The 17,660-nt window shown below is 64.7% G+C and carries 14 protein-coding genes and 1 pseudogene; 5 read left to right on the forward strand and 10 right to left on the reverse strand.

The features are described 5' to 3' along the window. Positions 1 to 65: 65 nt before the first annotated feature. The gene (flgM, locus tag BP26_RS0115710; protein ID WP_051749037.1) at positions 66 to 374 is read left to right on the forward strand and encodes a flagellar biosynthesis anti-sigma factor FlgM; all 309 of its coding nucleotides are present in this window, start codon (positions 66 to 68) and stop codon (positions 372 to 374) included. After that, entirely contained in the window at positions 374 to 796 is a 423-nt protein-coding gene (locus tag BP26_RS0115715; RefSeq protein WP_029921525.1) for a flagellar protein FlgN, read from the forward strand. Before flgM ends, BP26_RS0115715 begins: the two co-directional genes overlap by 1 nt. A gap of 51 nt (positions 797 to 847) precedes the next feature. On the opposite strand, the gene BP26_RS0115720 is transcribed toward BP26_RS0115715, so the two are convergent. Then, positions 848 to 1,108, reverse strand: a complete 261-nt coding sequence (locus tag BP26_RS0115720; protein ID WP_157572556.1) for a hypothetical protein — start codon at positions 1,106 to 1,108, stop codon at positions 848 to 850. A 313-nt stretch (positions 1,109 to 1,421) separates the two neighbouring features. Beyond that, complete coding sequence (locus BP26_RS0115730) at positions 1,422 to 2,594, reverse strand: aromatic ring-hydroxylating oxygenase subunit alpha (protein ID WP_029921527.1); 1,173 nt, start codon at positions 2,592 to 2,594, stop codon at positions 1,422 to 1,424. 122 nt (positions 2,595 to 2,716) lie between these two features. On the opposite strand from BP26_RS0115730, the gene BP26_RS0115735 reads away from it, so the two are divergent. Further along, positions 2,717 to 4,039 carry an amino acid permease gene (locus BP26_RS0115735; protein WP_051749038.1) on the forward strand — a complete coding sequence of 441 codons (1,323 nt, stop codon included), beginning with the start codon at positions 2,717 to 2,719 and terminating at the stop codon, positions 4,037 to 4,039. Between the two features lie 98 nt (positions 4,040 to 4,137). Here the strand turns inward: BP26_RS0115735 and BP26_RS0115740 are convergent, their stop codons facing one another. The 6 genes from BP26_RS0115740 to BP26_RS0115765 form a co-directional block, all read right to left on the reverse strand. Further along, positions 4,138 to 7,209, reverse strand: coding sequence for an efflux RND transporter permease subunit (locus tag BP26_RS0115740; RefSeq protein WP_029921529.1), 3,072 nt, complete (start codon positions 7,207 to 7,209; stop codon positions 4,138 to 4,140). A 9-nt stretch (positions 7,210 to 7,218) separates the two neighbouring features. Continuing rightward, positions 7,219 to 8,313 (reverse strand): efflux RND transporter periplasmic adaptor subunit, encoded by a 1,095-nt coding sequence (locus tag BP26_RS0115745; RefSeq protein WP_036517091.1) that lies wholly within the window; start codon positions 8,311 to 8,313, stop codon positions 7,219 to 7,221. A 106-nt stretch (positions 8,314 to 8,419) separates the two neighbouring features. After that, positions 8,420 to 9,022, reverse strand: coding sequence for a TetR/AcrR family transcriptional regulator (locus BP26_RS0115750; RefSeq protein WP_029921531.1), 603 nt, complete (start codon positions 9,020 to 9,022; stop codon positions 8,420 to 8,422). Between the two features lie 175 nt (positions 9,023 to 9,197). Further along, positions 9,198 to 11,501 carry an NADP-dependent malic enzyme gene (locus BP26_RS0115755; protein ID WP_029921532.1) on the reverse strand — a complete coding sequence of 768 codons (2,304 nt, stop codon included), beginning with the start codon at positions 11,499 to 11,501 and terminating at the stop codon, positions 9,198 to 9,200. Positions 11,502 to 11,608: 107 nt separating this feature from the next. Continuing rightward, on the reverse strand, positions 11,609 to 12,844 hold the full coding sequence (gene serA / locus BP26_RS0115760) for a phosphoglycerate dehydrogenase (protein WP_029921533.1): 1,236 nt from the start codon (positions 12,842 to 12,844) through the stop codon (positions 11,609 to 11,611). A gap of 158 nt (positions 12,845 to 13,002) precedes the next feature. Then, positions 13,003 to 13,692, reverse strand: a complete 690-nt coding sequence (locus BP26_RS0115765; protein ID WP_029921534.1) for a phosphoadenylyl-sulfate reductase — start codon at positions 13,690 to 13,692, stop codon at positions 13,003 to 13,005. Between the two features lie 260 nt (positions 13,693 to 13,952). Between BP26_RS0115765 and BP26_RS31130 the strand changes: the two are divergent. Beyond that, a pseudogene (locus BP26_RS31130) lies at positions 13,953 to 14,357 on the forward strand (FAD-dependent monooxygenase); the annotation flags it as partial. 103 nt (positions 14,358 to 14,460) lie between these two features. Here the strand turns inward: BP26_RS31130 and BP26_RS0115775 are convergent. Continuing rightward, the gene (locus BP26_RS0115775) at positions 14,461 to 15,474 is read right to left on the reverse strand and encodes a transglutaminase family protein (protein ID WP_084183139.1); all 1,014 of its coding nucleotides are present in this window, start codon (positions 15,472 to 15,474) and stop codon (positions 14,461 to 14,463) included. Positions 15,475 to 15,621: 147 nt separating this feature from the next. On the opposite strand from BP26_RS0115775, the gene BP26_RS0115780 reads away from it, so the two are divergent. Beyond that, on the forward strand, positions 15,622 to 16,968 hold the full coding sequence (locus tag BP26_RS0115780) for an acyltransferase family protein (RefSeq protein ID WP_029921537.1): 1,347 nt from the start codon (positions 15,622 to 15,624) through the stop codon (positions 16,966 to 16,968). Here BP26_RS0115780 and BP26_RS0115785 read toward each other — a convergent pair. Continuing rightward, positions 16,917 to 17,660 (reverse strand): citrate/2-methylcitrate synthase (locus BP26_RS0115785; protein ID WP_029921538.1); only part of this gene is annotated, 744 nt, incomplete at its 5' end. The two genes, BP26_RS0115780 and BP26_RS0115785, sit on opposite strands and share 52 nt — an antisense overlap.

A 17,660-nucleotide genomic window follows, 5' to 3' on the forward strand; every position in this document is an offset into this window, starting at 1 on the left:
AAAGTTTCCACCCGAGCTGCCGCTATCTTCAGCGATCTCCCAATTTGGGCGCGGCACCCCTAGCCATGACTTCGAAAATCGACTCGCTGAACCCGGCCGCCATCAACCTTGGCGCCGCGACCAAGGCCGCCGCCGACAAGGGCGCCGGCACCGCCGTTGCCAGCAGCGCAGCGCCCGCACCGGTCGACAAGGTCAGTCTCACCGGCAACGCCGTGCGTCTGCAGCAGTTGGCCATCGCGGCGTCGGAAACGCCGGAGGTCGACACCAAGCGCATCAATGCGACACGCAGCGCCATCGCTTCCGGAACCTACCAGATCAATGCCAAGTCCATCGCCGCGAAGCTGTCGCGCATGGATTGGGAACTGGGCGGCTGATGAAACGCTTCGAGGCTGCGCCGATGGCGGTGCCGGGCAATCGCCCGGTCGAGGCGCATATCGCGGACGCCCATAACCTGCTCGCCCTGCTGGAGCAGGAACGCGCAGCCCTGCAGCTGATGGATCACGAGCGGCTGTCCCTGGTCTGCCGGGAGAAGGCGCAGGCGCTCACGCGCCTGGGCGGACTGCTCATGGCAATCAAACAATCCGGCACCACCGGCGTATCCGCTGAACAGCGGCAGGAATTGCAGGACGTGTTGCTGCGCTGCGTGCAGGAAACGCGAACCAACGACGCCCTGCTCGAAACACGTTCCGCGCGGGCGCGCAGAATGTTGCAAGCCTTGCAGGGCTCACCTGCAAACTATGATGGACGCGGCCGCGGCCGCTACGGATTTTCCGGAAGCCTGCACGGCGCGGCATAGATGCCGCAGCAGTACCGCCTGGCGTGAAGGCCGGACAATCCCGGCTGCGGCTCAGCCCAGATGCAACAGGGAGGAAGGCCAGCCCAGATCGACGCAGACTTCCTGGCACACCCGCCGAGCACTGGCGCTCAGCGCCTCGGAACCGTCCGCCTTCAAGGGCACGCTGCGACGGTCCAGTTCCTGCTGTCCGCGGTAGGACACAACATGCAGGGTCTGCAATTTCTGTTTCGAACCCAACCGTGCGCGCTCCAGCCAGATCTCCACGCGCGCGCGCAGGTCAACTGGATTGGAGACGGTCATCACTTTTTGCATGGGTCGGTCGGGCGTTACCACTTGTCGGTGAAATGCTACCACTCACCGAAAAATTTGCACCGCTTATCCGATCAATGGACGTTTTACCGTCAACTGATCCATGCGTCATATTCATTGCTGCAACAGGGCATACGAAGAATGGTGGAGCCGCAAGGAGTTGAACCCCGATCTCGACGATGAACTGTCGCGCTCTGCCGGTTGAGCTACAGCCCCATTCGATTACCTGATGCCGCTGGACCAATCTATATCGCGCATCCTTGCCGGCAGCTGAACGGATTGCGGCATGGGCCTGGAACTTCGATGCCCCAGGGTGCTAGCGCGACCAACCTGCGACTGGGGCCTGATGCAATCGGCTCTGCGGAATCAGCGAGCGCATGCGCCGTCCGAAGCTGCGCAGGCAGACTTCATTCTCGCTCAGGGGACCGACGCTGTAACTGCTCGATGCCATGCCGGCCTGGACGCGCTCGATCAGGGCCTTGTCCTCCAGGTTCACCTGCCGGTTGATGCGCCAGTTGAGATAACGCGCGGCACGCATCTCACGGCGGCTGTCCGGATGCACATAGGCGATTTCGCGGATCAGGGTTTCGGTCGGCGATACCGGCAGGAACTGCATGAAGTCGATCTGGTCCGGGTAGATGTCGAAGGCGACGTTGGGCCAGAGCTTGAAATAGATCCACAGGCGCTGCCGTTCCGGCGGCAGGTGTTCCACCCGCGGCAGGAAGCGCTGGTAAAGACGCTCCGACCAGTTGCTGGATGGCACATCGAGCAGGCCGCCCCACATCTTGTCCACCCAGGGCCGCGCTTCGATGCCGTAGCCCTTGCCGAACAGGCGCGTCAGTCCCGGGTGGGCGATGTTGATGTGCAGGCCGTCGGAGTAGTTGTCGGCAACGTTCTTCCAGTTCACCGCGCGCGGCCGCAGGGTGACGCGGCCCTGCGGCACCAGTTCCTCCATGCGGTAGGCGGCCAGCTCGTCGACATAGGGCGCCATCATCTCGGCCACGCCGGGCAGACCCGATTCCAGGCGCACGAAGACGAAGCCCATGAAGACCTCGTGGTTCAGCGGCGCCAGGCCGTGAGTCTGCATATCAAGACCGGGAAAGTCTTTCAGGTGCGGCACCGCCACCAGGCGCCCGTCCAGGGCATAGGTCCAGCGGTGGTAGGGGCAGCTGATGCGCGCGCCGCAGTTGCCGCTGGTGCCATCGAGCAGACGCGAGGCGCGATGGCGGCAGACATTATGGAAGCCGCGCACCTTGCCGTCCTCACCACGCACCACCACCAGCGATTCGCCGAGGAATTCGAGAGCGTGGTAGTCGCCGGGCCTGGGAATATCATTGAGGTGACAAACCAGCTGCCAGCTGGGCCGGAACACGGCCCGTTGCTCCGCCTCGAAGAACTCGGCGTCGCGATAGATCCAGGCCGGCAGGCTCAGGGCGTCCTCGTCGACCCGGGACAGCGGCGCCGACTCCGGACGCAGGGAACGGCTCATCGGGCATCCTCGCTATTCGGCCGATCCGGTCGATCGGCCTCTCCGTACAGTAAGCTAGCCAGCAGCAGCGGTAAAAGCCAGAACGGCGCGGCACGGCATTCCAGGGGGAGACCGCAAGCCTGATGATCCGCAATCGCAAGGTTGGGCCGATGCTGGCCACCGCGCTGGTGGCCAGCAATATGGTGGGCTCCGGCATCTTCCTGCTGCCGGCGACGCTGGCCAGTACCGGCAGCATCACCGTCATCGGCTGGCTCATCGCCACCGCCGGTGCGCTGCTGGTAGCGGTGGTGCTGGCCCGACTGGGCCGCATCTCGCCGCAGGCGGGCGGCCCCTGCGCCTACGCGGCCGACGCGCTGGGGCCATACATGGGCTTCCAGACCACGGCGATCTACTGGATCTCCTGCTGGTCCGGCAATATCGCCATTGCCGTCACCGCCACCGGCTACCTGGCCAGCTTCGTCCCGGTCCTGGCGCTGCCGGTGCCCGGCGCAGCGGCCACGGTGGGACTGATCTGGGCGCTGACCCTGGTCAACATCCTGGGGCCGCGGCTGGTCTGCCAGGTCGAATCGGTAGCGATCGTGCTGGGCCTGATTCCGATCCTGTTGATCGCCACGGCCGGCTGGTGGTATTTCGATCCGACGCTGTTCAAGGCCTCCTGGAACATGCGCCACGAGCCGGTGATGACGGCGGTGCCGAATTCCCTGGTGCTGGTGTTCTGGGCCTTCACCGGGCTGGAAAGCGCCTCGGTGGCGGCGGCCGTGGTGGAGAATCCGGGCCGCAATGTGCCGATCGCCACCATCGGCGGCGTGCTGATCGCGGCGGCGGTTTACGTCACCTCCTGCAGTGTGGTGATGGGCCTGATCCCGGCGGCGATGCTGGCCTCCTCCACCGCACCCTTCGCCGACGCGGCGAAGCTGGTGCTCGGTCCGGCGGCCGGGGCTTTCGTCGCGGTGATGGCCCTGGTCAAGACCATCGGCACCCTCGGCGGCTGGATCCTGCTCACCGCGCAGACCGGCAAGGCCGGTGCCGACCGCGGCCTGTTTCCGGCGGTGTTCGGCCGGGCCGACCGCCATGGCATCCCGGTGCCCGCCCTGCTGCTGATGGCGGCGGTGATGAGCGCGGTGGTGTTCGCCACCATGTCGCCGACCATCGGCGAACAGTTCGGCAAGCTGATCGAGGTCTCGACCATTTTCTGCCTGCTGGCCTACGTCTATTCCTGCATCGCCCTGTGGCGGCTGGACCGGCCTGGCCCCTCCCCCTGGCCGCACACCTGGGTGTTCGTGCGCTACCGGATACTGGCCGTTGCGGCGCTGCTGGTCTGCATCTGGGTCATCGTCGAATCGGATGGCGGCCTGCTGATCCTGTCGGCCGCCACGGTCGCACTGACCGTGCCTGTGTACTGGCTGTTCATCAAGCCACTGCGCACCGCTCAGGCTGGACGCTAATTCGAACAGGGCGGGTCACGGCCTGCCCTGCCGCCGATGATGCCGCGCCGCGACGCCGTGGAGATGAAGCAGGGCGGCAACACCACCTGTTTCCACGCTTACCGGGCAGGTGCGGTATCCGGCCGCTTGACCCGGAACCAGGCCGCGTACAGCGCCGGCAGGAAGGTCAGCGTGAGCAGCGTGGCGGCGATCAGGCCCCCCATCAGGGCGATGGCCATGGGCCCGAAGAACACGCTGCGCGATAGCGGCACCATCGCCAGCACCGCCGCGGCGGCGGTAAGCCAGATCGGGCGGAAGCGGCGCACGGCGGATTCGACGATGGCGGTCCATTCGTCGTGGCCTTCGGCCACGTCCTGGCGGATCTGGTCGACCAGGATCACCGAGTTGCGCATGATCATGCCGCCCAGGGCGATGACGCCGAGCAGGGAGACGAAGCCGAACGGCGCCTGCGTCACCAGCAGCGCCAGCGCGGCACCGATGATGCCCAGGGGCGCGGTGAGCAACACCAGCACGGTACGGCCAAAGTGCTGCAACTGGATCATCAGCAGCAACAGGATCAACACCGCCATTTTCGGCATCTGCGCGTTGATCGAATCGTTGGCGATCTTGTTCTGCTCCAGCGCGCCGGAAATCTGGATGCTGTAGCCGCTCGGCAGGCTCGCCCGCAGCGGCGCCAGGGCGGTGTAGATCATGTTGGTCACGTCCGGCGCCTGCATGCCGTCGACCGCCTCGGCCTCGATGGTGATGGCGGGCTCGCGGTTGCGGCGCCACACCACGCCGTCCTCGAACACCGCCTTGGCCTGGCCGAACTGCGAGAACGGCACCGACTGGCCGCTGATGGTCGGCATGTAGGAATCGCGCAGATCGCCGAGGCGGTCGCGTTCGTCCAGCGGTTGGCGCGCCACCACGGCGATGTTGCGGTTGTTCTCGCGGTAGGTGCCGATCTGCGTGCCGGAAAGTATGGTCTGACCGGCATTGCGCACCTGCTCGCTGGTGATGCCGAGCACGCGCAGCTTCTCCTGGTCCAGTTCGTCGTGCAGGGTCAGGATCTTCTCGTGCCAGTTGTCGTGCACGTTGATCGCGTAGGGATTGGCCCGCACCACCTGCTTGGCCTGCTCGGCATAGCCGCGCACGGCTTCGGGATCGGGCCCCATGACGCGGAACTGCACCGGCCAGCCCACCGGGGGACCATTGGGCAGGCGGTCGATGCGCATCCGTATTTCCGGGAAACCTTCATCCCGCCACTGCCGCAGCTTCAGCCGCAGGCGCTCGCGCGCTTTGATGTCTCGGCTGACGATCATGAACTCGGTGAGATTGGTGTTGCGCAGCTGCTGGTCCAGCGGCAGGTAGAAACGCGGGCTGCCGGAGCCGACATAGGCGACGTAATCCGCCACATCCGGATCCTGCGCCAGCTTCGCTTCCATGCGTTTCGCCACATCCTCGGTGGCGGCATAGCTCGAGCCCTCCGGCAGCCACAGGTCGGCCATGATCTCCAGCCGGGTGGAGTCCGGAAAGAACTGCTGCGGGATGAAGCGGAAGCTGAACACGCTCAAGGCAAAAGCCAGGGCTGTGACCACGATCACCTTCCAGCGATGCTCCACGCACCAGTCGATGACGCCACGCAGGCGGCGATAGAACGGCGACTGGAACAGTGCATGCGGCTCCTGCGGATGCGCCTTGAGCAGCCAGTGGCCGATGAAGGGCGTGAAATAGACCGAGGCGAACCAGGAGATCAGCAGCGCCATGCCGACCACGGCGAAGATCGAGAAGGTGTATTCGCCCGCCGAGGACTTGGCCAGGCCCACCGGCAGGAAGCCGGCGGCGGTGATGAGCGTGCCGGTGAGCATCGGGAAAGCGGTGGAGGTATAGGCGTAGGAAGCGGCCTTGAGCTTGTCGTAGCCCTCCTCCAGCTTGCGCGCCATCATCTCCACCGAGATCATGGCGTCGTCGACCAGCAGGCCCAGTGCCAGCACCAGCGCGCCGAGCGAGATCTTCTGCAGCTCAATGCCGGCGTACTTCATGGCCACGAAAGTCACGCCCAGCACCAGCGGTATGGTCAGCGCCACCACCATGCCGGTGCGCAGGCCGAGGCTGAAGAAGCTGACCACCAGCACGATGATCACCGCTTCGGTAAGCGAGCGCAGGAACTCGCCCACCGCCACATGCACCACCGCCGGCTGATCGGTGATCTGCGCCACTTCGATGCCCACCGGGAAGGTGCTGTGCAGCTGCGCCAGGGTGTTCTGCAGGTCCTTGCCGACTTCCAGCACGTCGGCGTCGTGCTGCATCACCACGCCCAGCGCGATGGCTTCGCGGCCGCGCTGGCGGATCTTCATCGTGGGCGGATCCTGGTAGCCGCGGTAGACGCGGGCGAAGTCGCCTAGGCGCAGGCTCTTGCCGTTGACGCGGAACCGCGTGTCCTCGATGTCCTGGATGGAGTTGTAATGGCCGGCGACGCGGATGTAGATCGCCTTGTCCGGGGTATTGAGCTGGCCGGCCGGGGCGATGGTGTTCTGGCCCTGCAGCGCTTCGCCGAGCTGCTGGAAGGTGATGCCCTGCTCGGCGAACTTGCGGTAGGAAAACTCGACGTAGATCTTCGGCTCCTGGTCGCCGAGCAGATCCACCTTCTCCACGCCGGGCACGCGCTGCATGCTGTTGCGCGCCTGGTCGACGTAGTCCTTCAGTTCGGCGTAGGTGAAGCCTTCCGAATGGAAGGCATACATGGCGATATAGGTATCGCCGAACTCGTCGTTGAAATAGGGCCCGTTGACTCCGCTGGGCAGGTTGGCCTGGATATCGCCGATCTTCTTGCGCACCTGGTACCAAGAGCCTTTCACCTCTTTCGGCGGCGTATCCTCGCGCAGCACCACGAAGACCTGCGCCTCGCCCGGCTTGGAATAGCTCTGGGTGTAATCCAGCCAGGGTGTCTCGGCGAGCTTCTCCTCCAGCTTGTCGGTGACCTGTTGCTCCATTTCCCTGGCCGTGGCGCCGGGCCAGTAGGCGCTCACCACCATCAGGCGGAAGGTGAAGGTAGGATCCTCACGCTGCCCCAGGTTGGCATAGGCGATTACGCCGCTGACCACCAGCAGCACGATCAGGAAACGGGTGAACGAGACGTGCTCGATCGCCCAGCGCGACAGGTTGAAACCGCCCTCCTCCCCTGGTTTCATCGAAGTGCCTCAGCTTGCGGCGAGCGCATCGCGCGGCATCAGCTTCACCTTCTGCCCGGCCTGCAGCAGCGGCGCACCGGCGGTGATCACCACATCGCCGTCCTTGAGGCCGTCGGCAACCAGGAATTCGTTGCCGACCACACCAGCGATGGCGATGGGATGGAACTCGACTTGCTGCGAGGCGGGGTTGAACACCCATACGCCCTTGTGACCCTGCTGCTCGATCAGCGCGCCCAGCGGTACATGGATCAGCTTGGGCACGCCGGTCAGGGGAATGCGCACGCTGGCGGTCATGCCCAGCTTCATCTCCGGCGGCGGCTGCGGCACCGAGACGCGCAGGGTGTAGGTGCGGGTCGCGGGGTCGGCGCTGGAAGCCAGCTCGCGGATGGTGCCCGGGATCTGCAAGCCGCTGCTGGCCCACAGGGAAACCTGCACCGGCATCCCCGCGCGTACCCGGCCGATCTGATCCTCCGGCACATTGGAGGCGACCTCGATCTCGCCGGAGTGTGCCAGCCGCACCACCGTCTGCCCCGCCGAGACCACCTGCCCCGGCTCGGCCATTACCGCGGTGATGATGCCGTCGTGATCCGCCCGCAATTCGGCATAGCCGGTCTGATTGCTGGTGGCGCGCAGCTGCGCCCGCGCGGCTTCCGCTTGCGCCTGCGCCGCCTGGTAGGTGGATTGGTAGTGGTCGATCCCCGCAGCGCCGATCACGCCTTCGTCGAACAGTTTCTTGTTGCGCTCGTAATCCGACTTGGCCACAGCAAGCTGCGCATCCAGTGCCGCCACCTGGGCGCGCCCGCTGGCTTCGCTCAGGGCCAGGTCCTGCGCATCCAGCCTGGCCAGCACCTGGCCGGACCTGACCACGTCGCCAACGTTGATCGAGCGATTGAGGATCTTGCCGGCGACGCGAAAACCCAGGTCGGATTCGTAACGCGGCCGCACTTCACCGGCGTAGGTGTTGCCGGAATCGACGCTGCCCAGGTTGACCACGATGCTGCGCACCGGGCGGATGTCCTCGGGCTTGGCCGGCGGCTTGCCACAGCCAGCCAGGGCGAGCAGGAGGGGAATCGCGATGACCGCCAAGCCGTGGTGCAGTTTCATATCCGACTCCTTCCTGACTTCTGACATATTTTCGCTTTCGTTAGTACGGACTTCCTGTCCAAGCTGCCAGGCATCCGTGTCTGGACTGTTGAAATGAGCAAAAGAGTTAGGGCTTTTTGACCCGGAGGGCTTCGAGCAGGAAATCGGCCATCAGCTCCGCCTGTTCGCCCTTGTCCTCGGCGAATTTCTCCGCGACCAGCTGCGGATGGCAGAACGGCAAGATGGCATTGAAGACACAAGTGCCCCGGGCTTCGATGTTCTTGCCCTGAAATTCGCCGCTGCGGACGCCATCGTCGATCACCGCGCGGTAAAGCAGGCGCATGCGCTCGATGTGCGCGTCGATCACGCTCCACTGCTCGTCCATCGCCTTGAGCACGATCTCGTGCACGCGCGACTCGTTGAGGTATTGCTCGCAGGTGAAACGGTGCATCTCGACGATCAGCTTCTTCAGCCGTTGCGCGGCAGGCCGTTTCTCGGCGGCAATGCCCAGGGCGAGATCTTCCTGGCGCTTCAGCATCACCTCGGTCAGCGCCTCGTTGATCGTGGCCTTGCTTTCGAAGAAGCGGTAGACATTGGCCGGGGACATGCCGCAGGCCTTGGCGATCTCCGCCACCGTGGTCTTGGCGTAGCCATAGGCACGGAACACACGCTCCGCCTCCTGCAGGATGCGGTCACGGGTTTCGGGCTGGGTACGGGCGGCGCTGCGCATCTGACGATTTTCAACATTCGTCACTCAACCTGTCAAATCGGAGGCTGCGCGCCTGTGTGTACCAAGAAAAAGGCATTCGCCGGACAGGGATGGCGCCGCTTGGGCGCCCGGAGCAACCCGGACACCTGCCCTGTCATCCCCGCCTGGAGGATGTCAATGCTGTGAAGCCCCGCCGTCAGGCAGCGGCAGCGGCTGCCTTATTGGCCTCGACGACAGTAACCGCCGTCATGTTGACGATCCGGCGCACGGTGGCGGAGGCGGTGAGGATATGCACCGGCGCCTTGCAACCCAGCAGGATCGGGCCAATCGCCACGTTATGCCCGGCCGCCGATTTGAGCAGGTTGTAGGCGATGTTGGCGCTGTCCAGGTTGGGGCAGACCAGCAGGTTGGCGCTGCCGTGCAGGGTGCTGTCCGGCAGGATGGCCTTGCGCGCCGCTTCGTCCAGGGCGCAGTCGCCGTGCATTTCACCGTCCACTTCCAGGTTCGGCATCCGCTCCCGGAGCAGCGCCAGGGTCTGGCGCATCTTCTGGGCGGAAGGCGCATTGCTGCTGCCGAAGTTGGAATGCGACAGCAAGGCCACCTTGGGCGTCAAGCCGAAGGAGCGGAGCTGTTCCGCCGCCAACTGGGTGATCTCCGCCAGTTCTTCTGCGCTGGGATCGAGGTTGACGTGGGTATCGACGATGAATACCTGTCGTCCCGGCAGGATCAGGCCGTTCATGGCGCCGTAGACGTTGGTATTGGGGCACTTGCCGATGACTTCGTCGATGTAGTGCAAATGCCGGCCGGTGGTGCTGATGGTGCCGCAGATCATGCCGTCGGCCTCGCCCTTCTTCAGCAGCATGGCGGCGATGAGCGTGGTGCGGCGGCGCATCTCCAGCTTGGCGTATTGCGGCGTGATGCCCTTGCGCTGGGTGATCTGGTGGTAGTTCTGCCAGTACTCGCGGTAGCGCGGGTCGTTCTCGGTGTTGACCACGGTGTAATGCTCGCCGGCGCGCAGGCGCAGGCCGTGGCGCTTGATGGCGCGCTCGATCACGGCCGGGCGGCCGACCAGGATCGGCCGGGCCAGTTTCTCGTCCACCGCGATCTGCACCGCGCGCAGGACGCGCTCATCCTCGCCTTCGGCGTAGACGATGCGGCTGCGTTCCGGCGAGGCCTTGCGGGCGGCGGCGAAGATCGGCTGCATCAGGGTGCCGCTGTGATAGACGAACTGCAGCAGGCGCTGGGCGTAGGCATCGAGGTCTTCGATGGGGCGCTGGGCCACGCCCGACTCCATCGCGGCCTTGGCCACGGCGGGCGCGATCTTGACGATCAGGCGCGGATCGAAAGGCTTGGGAATGATGTATTCGGGACCGAAGGCCAGGTCCTCGATGCCGCCGTAGGCGGCCGCCACGATATCACTCTGCTCCTGCCGCGCCAGTTCGGCAATGGCGTGGACGGTAGCGATCTCCATCTCGCGGGTGATGGTGGTGGCGCCGACATCCAGCGCGCCCCTGAAAATGAAGGGGAAGCAGAGGACGTTGTTGACCTGGTTGGGGTAGTCGCTGCGGCCGGTGGCGATGACCGCGTCATTGCGCACCGCCTTGACTTCCTCCGGCAGGATTTCCGGCGTGGGATTGGCCAGGGCCAGAATCAGGGGGCGCGCCGCCATCACCTTGACCATTTCCGGCTTGAGCACGCCACCAGCGGAGAGGCCGAGGAATACATCGGCGCCTTCGATGACGTCGGCCAGCTTGCGGGCCTCCGTCGGCTGGGCGAAACGCTCCTTGTCCGGGTCCATCAACTCCTTGCGGCCCTTGTAGACCACGCCGGCCAGGTCGGTGAGCCAGACGTTTTCGATCGGCAGGCCGAGATCCAGCAGCAGGTCGACGCAGGCCAGCGCCGCGGCCCCCGCACCGCTGACCACCAGCTTGATCTTCTTGATGTCCTTCTCGACCACCTGCAGGCCGTTGTAGAAGGCTGCGCCGACGATGATGGCGGTGCCGTGCTGGTCGTCGTGGAACACCGGGATCTTCATGCGCTCGCGCAGCTTGCGCTCGACGACGAAGCATTCGGGGGCCTTGATGTCTTCCAGGTTGATGGCGCCGAAGGTCGGCTCCAGCGCGGCGATGACCTCGACCAGCTTGTCCGGGTCGCGCTGATCGATCTCGATGTCGAAGACGTCGATGCCGGCGAACTTCTTGAACAGGACCGCCTTGCCTTCCATCACCGGCTTGGCCGCCAGCGGACCGATGGCGCCCAGGCCCAGCACGGCGGTACCGTTGCTGATGACGCCGACCAGGTTGCCGCGCGCGGTGTAGCGGTAGACGTTGAGCGGGTCCTCGACAATGGCTTCGCAGGCGAAGGCGACGCCGGGCGAGTACGCCAGGGCCAGGTCGCTCTGGTTGACCAGCTGCTTGGTCGCGGTGATCGACAGCTTTCCGGGCGTCGGAAACTCGTGGTAATCCAGGGCGGCTTTCTTCAGGGCTTCCTTACTGTTCATGCCTTGCTTCTCCGGTGCACAGCCTGCAAAACGAGTTTCGTTCGCCGAGTCTGAACGCGGGACGCGGCATTCTTCAATAATACTTTCGAGTCAGTGACCGCCGCGGGTCAGTACAGCAGGCGAGTGCGCACCGTGCCCGGAATCGCGGCGAGATCGTCCTTGATGATCTCGGCCTGTTCCTCCGAGGCGGTGACGTCGATCACCACGTAGCCGACCTTGCCGCTGGTCTGCAGGAACTGCGCGTCGATGTTGGCGCCGCTCTTGGAGAAGGCTTCGTTGATGCGCGACAGCACGCCCGGCACATTGTGGTGGATGTGCAGCAGGCGCCGGCTGCCGGTATGGCCGGGCAGCGACACCTCGGGGAAATTCACAGCGGAGAGCGTGGAGCCGTTGTCGCTGTAGCGCACCAGCTTGGCCGCCACTTCCAGGCCGATGTTCTCCTGCGCTTCCAGCGTGCTGCCGCCGACGTGCGGCGTCAGGATGACGTTGTCCATGCCGACCAGGGGCGAGACGAAGCGCTCGTCGTTGGCCTTGGGCTCCACCGGGAACACGTCCACCGCCGCGCCGCCGATGTGCTTGCTGCGCAGGCCTTCGGCCAGGGCGTCGATATCGACCACGGTGCCGCGCGAAGCATTGATCAGGACCGCACCTTTCTTCATGCGGGCGATCTCGGCCGCGCCGAACATGTTCTTGGTCTCGGGCGTTTCCGGCACGTGCAGGCTGACGATGTCGGAACGTTCCAGCAGGTCGTTGAGGCTGGCGGCGGGCATGGCGTTGCCCAGGGCCAGCTTGGTCTCGATGTCGCTGTAGAGGACGCGCATGCCGAGGCTTTCCGCCAGCACGCCGACCTGGGTGCCGATATGGCCGTAGCCGACGATGCCAAGCGTCTTGCCGCGTACCTCGAAGCTGCCACTGGCCGACTTGGACCAGCCGCCGCGATGGCATTCCATGTTCTTTTCGGGAATGCGGCGCATCAGCAGTATGGCCTCGGCCACGACCAGTTCGGCCACGCTGCGCGTGTTGGAATACGGCGCGTTGAACACCGGCACGCCGCGCAGCTGCGCGGCGTCGAGGTCGACCTGGTTGGTGCCGATGCAGAAGCAGCCCACCGCGAACAGGCGCCGCGAGCTGTTGAACATCTCGGCAGTCAGCTGGCTGCGCGAGCGGATGCCGACGATGTGCGCTTCCGCCACCGCCTTGGCCAGCTGCGCTTCGGGCAGAGACTTCTCGTGGTACTCGATGTTGCTGTAGCCGGCGTCGCGGAAGCAGCGCACCGCGGTCTGGCTCACGCCTTCGAGCAGCAGGACTTTGAGGTCCTCTTTGGGGAAGGAGGTCTTGGTCATCGGTCGGGGGATCGGCCTTGGGTGGGAAGACTGCAGAGGACGCGGATTTTAAGCTGTTTCCGCCTGCGCTGCTGCCATACGGTGACGCATGCGGCGCCGAACCGTGAACCACCCCGAAACAAGCGAATCCCGACCGTTACACGGCTGCAAACACCTTTTCAGAGATGCAAACCGCATTCGGTCTTGGGCTTGCCGACCCAGCGTCCGGTGCGGCCGTCGCCGGCCACGGTGCAATGGGTGCAGCCGATGGAGGAATAGCCGCGCGCCACCATGGGGTGGAACGGCAGCTGATGCTCGCGGATGTAAAGATCGCGCTCTTCCCGCGTGACGTCGATCATCGGATTGAACTTGAGAATGCCGCGGCGCAACTCGAACACCGGCAAGCCGGCGCGATGATCGGTCTGCCAGCGCATCAGGCTGGAGACCCACACGTGGAAATTCAGCTTGACCGCTTCAAGCGGCTGGATCTTGTTGACCGCGCAGCAATAGTCCGGATCGCGTTCATGGGTCTTGTCGTCGACGGTGAACTGGTGCTGCCAGTCCTCGGCGCGCACGTCTTCCACCGTCAGCTTGAACAGTTCGACGAGGTAGCGCCGGTATTCCAGCGTTTCCGGGAAGTGGTAGCCGGTGTCGATGAAGTGGATCACCTGCTGCGGCCGCATGCGCGAGATGATGTGCAGGAAATAGGCGGAAGTGGCGGCGAAGGACGAGGTGACCAGCACTTTCTCCGGCGCGAAATCCTGGTACAGGGTCCGGATGCGCTCTTCGAAGCCTAGCGGCAGGTACTTCTCGTTGAGCGCAAGCAGTTGCGCCTCGTCCACTACGGCGGCGCTCGGTCCAGCGGGCATATTGCCCTGGGGGGCTGCATCGAACACTTGTTCAGCCTTCCGCATTCATGCGGTGCAACAATTTGCGGGGTGCGAGTGTAAATTCGCTTATGCAGGCGAACAATGGTCAACGCTTCTAATTCCAGAAAAGGCATAAGCTTATTCCGCTTTATCGGGGTCCTGGATTCGGCCGCCCTCTTCAGGGGCGTTCACCGGAAAATCGCAAGATCCTGATTAAAAAGGATTTTTCTGAAATGGAGCGGACAGGATCAAGCTAGGCCATGCGATCCATCGAAGTCCGCTGCTGCGCCGGCGGCGGCGGTCCCGCCGGCCTGATGTTGGGCTTTCTGCTGGCCCGGGCCGGCGTACCGGTATTGGTGCTGGAGAAACACCAGGACTTCCTGCGCGATTTCCGCGGCGACACCATCCACCCTTCCACCCTGGAACTGATGCACGAGTTGGGCTTGCTGGAAGCTTTCCTCCAGCTCCCGCACCAGGAAGCGCGGCAGCTCGGCGTGCAGATCGGCGACACCCTGCTCAATATCGTCGACTTTTCCCATCTGCCGACGCAGTGCAAATTCGTCGCCCTCATGCCGCAGTGGGATTTCCTCAACTTCATCGCCGACCGGGCCCGGCGGTTTCCCGCTTTCGCCCTGGAAACCAGGGCGGAAGCCAGTACGCTGATCCGCTGCCCCGCCCCGGCTGCTGCGGCTGCTGGGCCGTTCACCGCTGCTGCAACGTATTCCGGCAAGAGTGCTCGGGCTGGGTTTCCAGCCGGAACATGTGCAATCACCGCGCGCGTGCTGACTGCCCGGGATTCTGGTTCTGTGTCTGGATCTGATCCTGCGCCCGGTTCCGAGACTGGTTCTGTGTCTGATCTTGCGGCGGGTTCTGCGTCTGATTCTGGACCTGGTTCTGCCGCGCACCGCCCGCCGTGACTGTCACTTCCACCGTCATGCCGAGGAAATCCGCCGGCGCGCCGGTGAAACTGCCGGTCAGGGGCGCGGCCTGTGCCGCATCGCGCGCCACCGCCACGCGGATCAGGTTCCGGCCGCCGGCCAGCGCATTGGTCGGATCGAATTCGACCCAGCCGGCGCCGGGCAGGAACACCTGCATCCAGGCATGCGTGGCGCCGCCACCGACGACTCCGGACTCGGCGGCGAGCAGTTCCTCGTCGTACAGATAACCCGAGACGAAGCGCGCGGCGAAGCCTAGGCTGCGCACCGCTTCCATCATGAACAGGGCGAAGTCGCGGCAACTGCCGGATTGCTTATCCAGGGTTTCCAGCGGCGTCTGCGTCCCCACTTCTTCCCGGCGGGCGTAAGGAAACTGCTCCTTGATCGCGCGGTTCATGTTCATCAGCAGTTCCATGGTGTCGCAGGTCCGGCTTTCGCCGAGGAACGCGCGCGCCCATTGGTCGACCCTGCGCTCCGGATCGGGATAGTGGCGCTCCACCGTGCGCACCAGGTCCGGCATCTCCTCGAAGCCGTAGTGGAAGGGATAAACACTCGCGTAGGGATCGATCTCGATATGGCCGGGATCGACCGGGTAGTGCTCGGCGTCGAAGCGGGACTCGAAACACAGCTCTGTCGCCGGCTCATCGTCGAAGCTGGCGACCGCGATGGAATTGGCGAAGACATCGTGCATCCAGCGCACATGCGCCTGCGGCGTGATGGTGAGACGGGTGTCGATCAGACGCAGATCATGGCTGTCGCGTGGACGACACATCATGCGGTGCTGGCCCAGCCTGACCGGCTTGGCATAGCGATAAGTCGTTTTGTGCAGCACCGAGATCGTCGGCATCGGGGGTCCCCAGGTGATCTGCCGCATTTCTTGCGACTGCGCTTCAGACACATGCCCGAAGGATAAATTCACAACCATGGCCCTTGCTGTGCGCCACACCGCTGAGCGGAAAAGAAAACTTTTCCGGACCAGGGCGGTCGGTTATACATGGAATCCGCCGCCAAGGGCAGTGAAGCCCGCCCGCAGCGTGTGCCCAGGGCACACGCATACGCCAATGCCGCGCGTCCGATGCGCGGCCACGAGCCGCACCCTCATGCCGCCGCCAATGCGCCGCAGCGGCGCGCCGACCCGCTGCCGCAACGCATCGACAGTCTCGACGGCCTGCGCGCGATCTCGATCCTGATCGTGCTGATGGGGCACGCCGCGCGCGGCAACAATCCGCCGGCCTTCCTGTGGCCGATCCGCGACCTGGGCATCCTTGGCGTTTACCTGTTCTTTGCCATCAGCGGCTTCATCATCACGCTACTGATGTTGCGCGAGCGCCAGCGCAGCGGCACCGTCAGCCTGTCCGCTTTCTGGAAGCGGCGTGCCTTGCGCATCCTGCCGCCCTTCGCCATCGCCTGTATCGGCATCGCCGTGGCGGCGAGTCTCGGCCTGATGGTGTGGCGTTGGCAATCCTTTTTCGGCGCGCTCACCTTCACCAAGAATTTCAACTGGCTCGAAGGCGACTGGTTCTTCGGCCATTTCTGGAGCCTGTCGATGGAGGAACAGTTCTACCTGTTCTGGCCCTTGCTGTTCCTGTCGCTGATGCACAGCGGCCGCGCAGCTGTCGTGCTGTTGGCCATGGTGCTGGCCAGCCCCTTGCTGGCCCTGACCGGACTGGAAGTGATCCCGCCGAAGCTGGCGAACTCGCTGCCCTGTATTCCCTACCTCGCCGCGGGCTGCCTGCTCGCGGTGCTGCTGCACACCCGGCAGCGGCTGTTCGGCGAATTGCGCCTGCGGCTGGGCCTGCGTCGCGCGGCCCTGTGGTTGTTCCCGCTGGGTGCGCTCGCGGCGGCCTGTTACAAGCGCGACGGCCACTACCTTGCATTCGGCACGGCCCTGCAGGCGGCATTGCTGCCGCTGGCCGCCTTTGTCCTGGTGGCGGAAACCGTGATGGAGGACGGCCTGTTGCGCCCCGCGCTGTCGTGGGCGCCTTTGCGCTGGCTGGGCCTGGCTTCCTACAGCATCTATCTCTGGCAGCAGTTGTTTCTCGGCGAGCCGAACACCTATCAGGCGCATTGGTTCTGGACTGCATGGCCGCAGAACATACTCGCGGCGCTGGCCTGCGGCACCCTCGCCTACCTGCTGGTGGAACGTCCGGTGAGCCGCCTGAAAAAGCGTCTGCACCGCGGACGCGCGGTGCGTCCCGCGCCGCAAAAAAACGGCCCCCATGCCGTGACATGGGGGCCGTTCATCCGGCTGGATCGAACCGCCGCGGGCGGCTCGCCCTTACTGCGCGATCACTTGCGCTTTTCGATCGGCACGAACTCCAGGTCTTCCGGTCCGACGTAGTTGGCGGACGGGCGGATGATCTTGCCGTCGATGCGCTGCTCGATGATGTGCGCCGACCAGCCCGAGGTGCGGGCGATGACGAACAGCGGCGTGAACATCGCCGTCGGCACCCCCATCATGTGGTAGCTCACCGCGCTGAACCAGTCCAGGTTGGGGAACATCTTCTTCTCGCGCCACATCACCGATTCAAGCCGCTCGGCGATGTCGAACATCTTGGTGTTGTCCTGCTCTTTGGAAAGGCTGCGCGCCACTTCCTTGATCACCTTGTTGCGCGGATCGCTGACGGTGTAAACGGGGTGTCCAAAACCGATGACGACTTCCTTGTTGGCGACGCGCTTGACGATGTCGGCTTCGGCTTCGTCGGGGTTGTCGTAGCGCTTCTGGATTTCGAAGGCGACTTCGTTGGCGCCGCCATGCTTGGGCCCGCGCAGCGCGCCAATGCCGCCGGTGATGGCGGAGTGGATGTCGGAGCCGGTGCCGGCGATGACGCGGCAGGTGAAGGTGCTGGCGTTGAACTCGTGCTCGGCGTAGAGGATCAGGCTGGTGTGCATGGCCTTGACCCAGGATTCCGGCGGCGTGACGCCGTGCAGCAGGTGCAGGAAGTGGCCGCCGATGCTGTCGTCGTTGGTTTCGACGTCGATGATGTTGCCGTTGACGGCGTAGTGGTACCAGTACAGCAGCATCGAGCCGAG

Origin of the sequence: Nevskia soli DSM 19509, assembly GCF_000711955.1 — a bacterium.
GTDB lineage: Bacteria > Pseudomonadota > Gammaproteobacteria > Nevskiales > Nevskiaceae > Nevskia > Nevskia soli.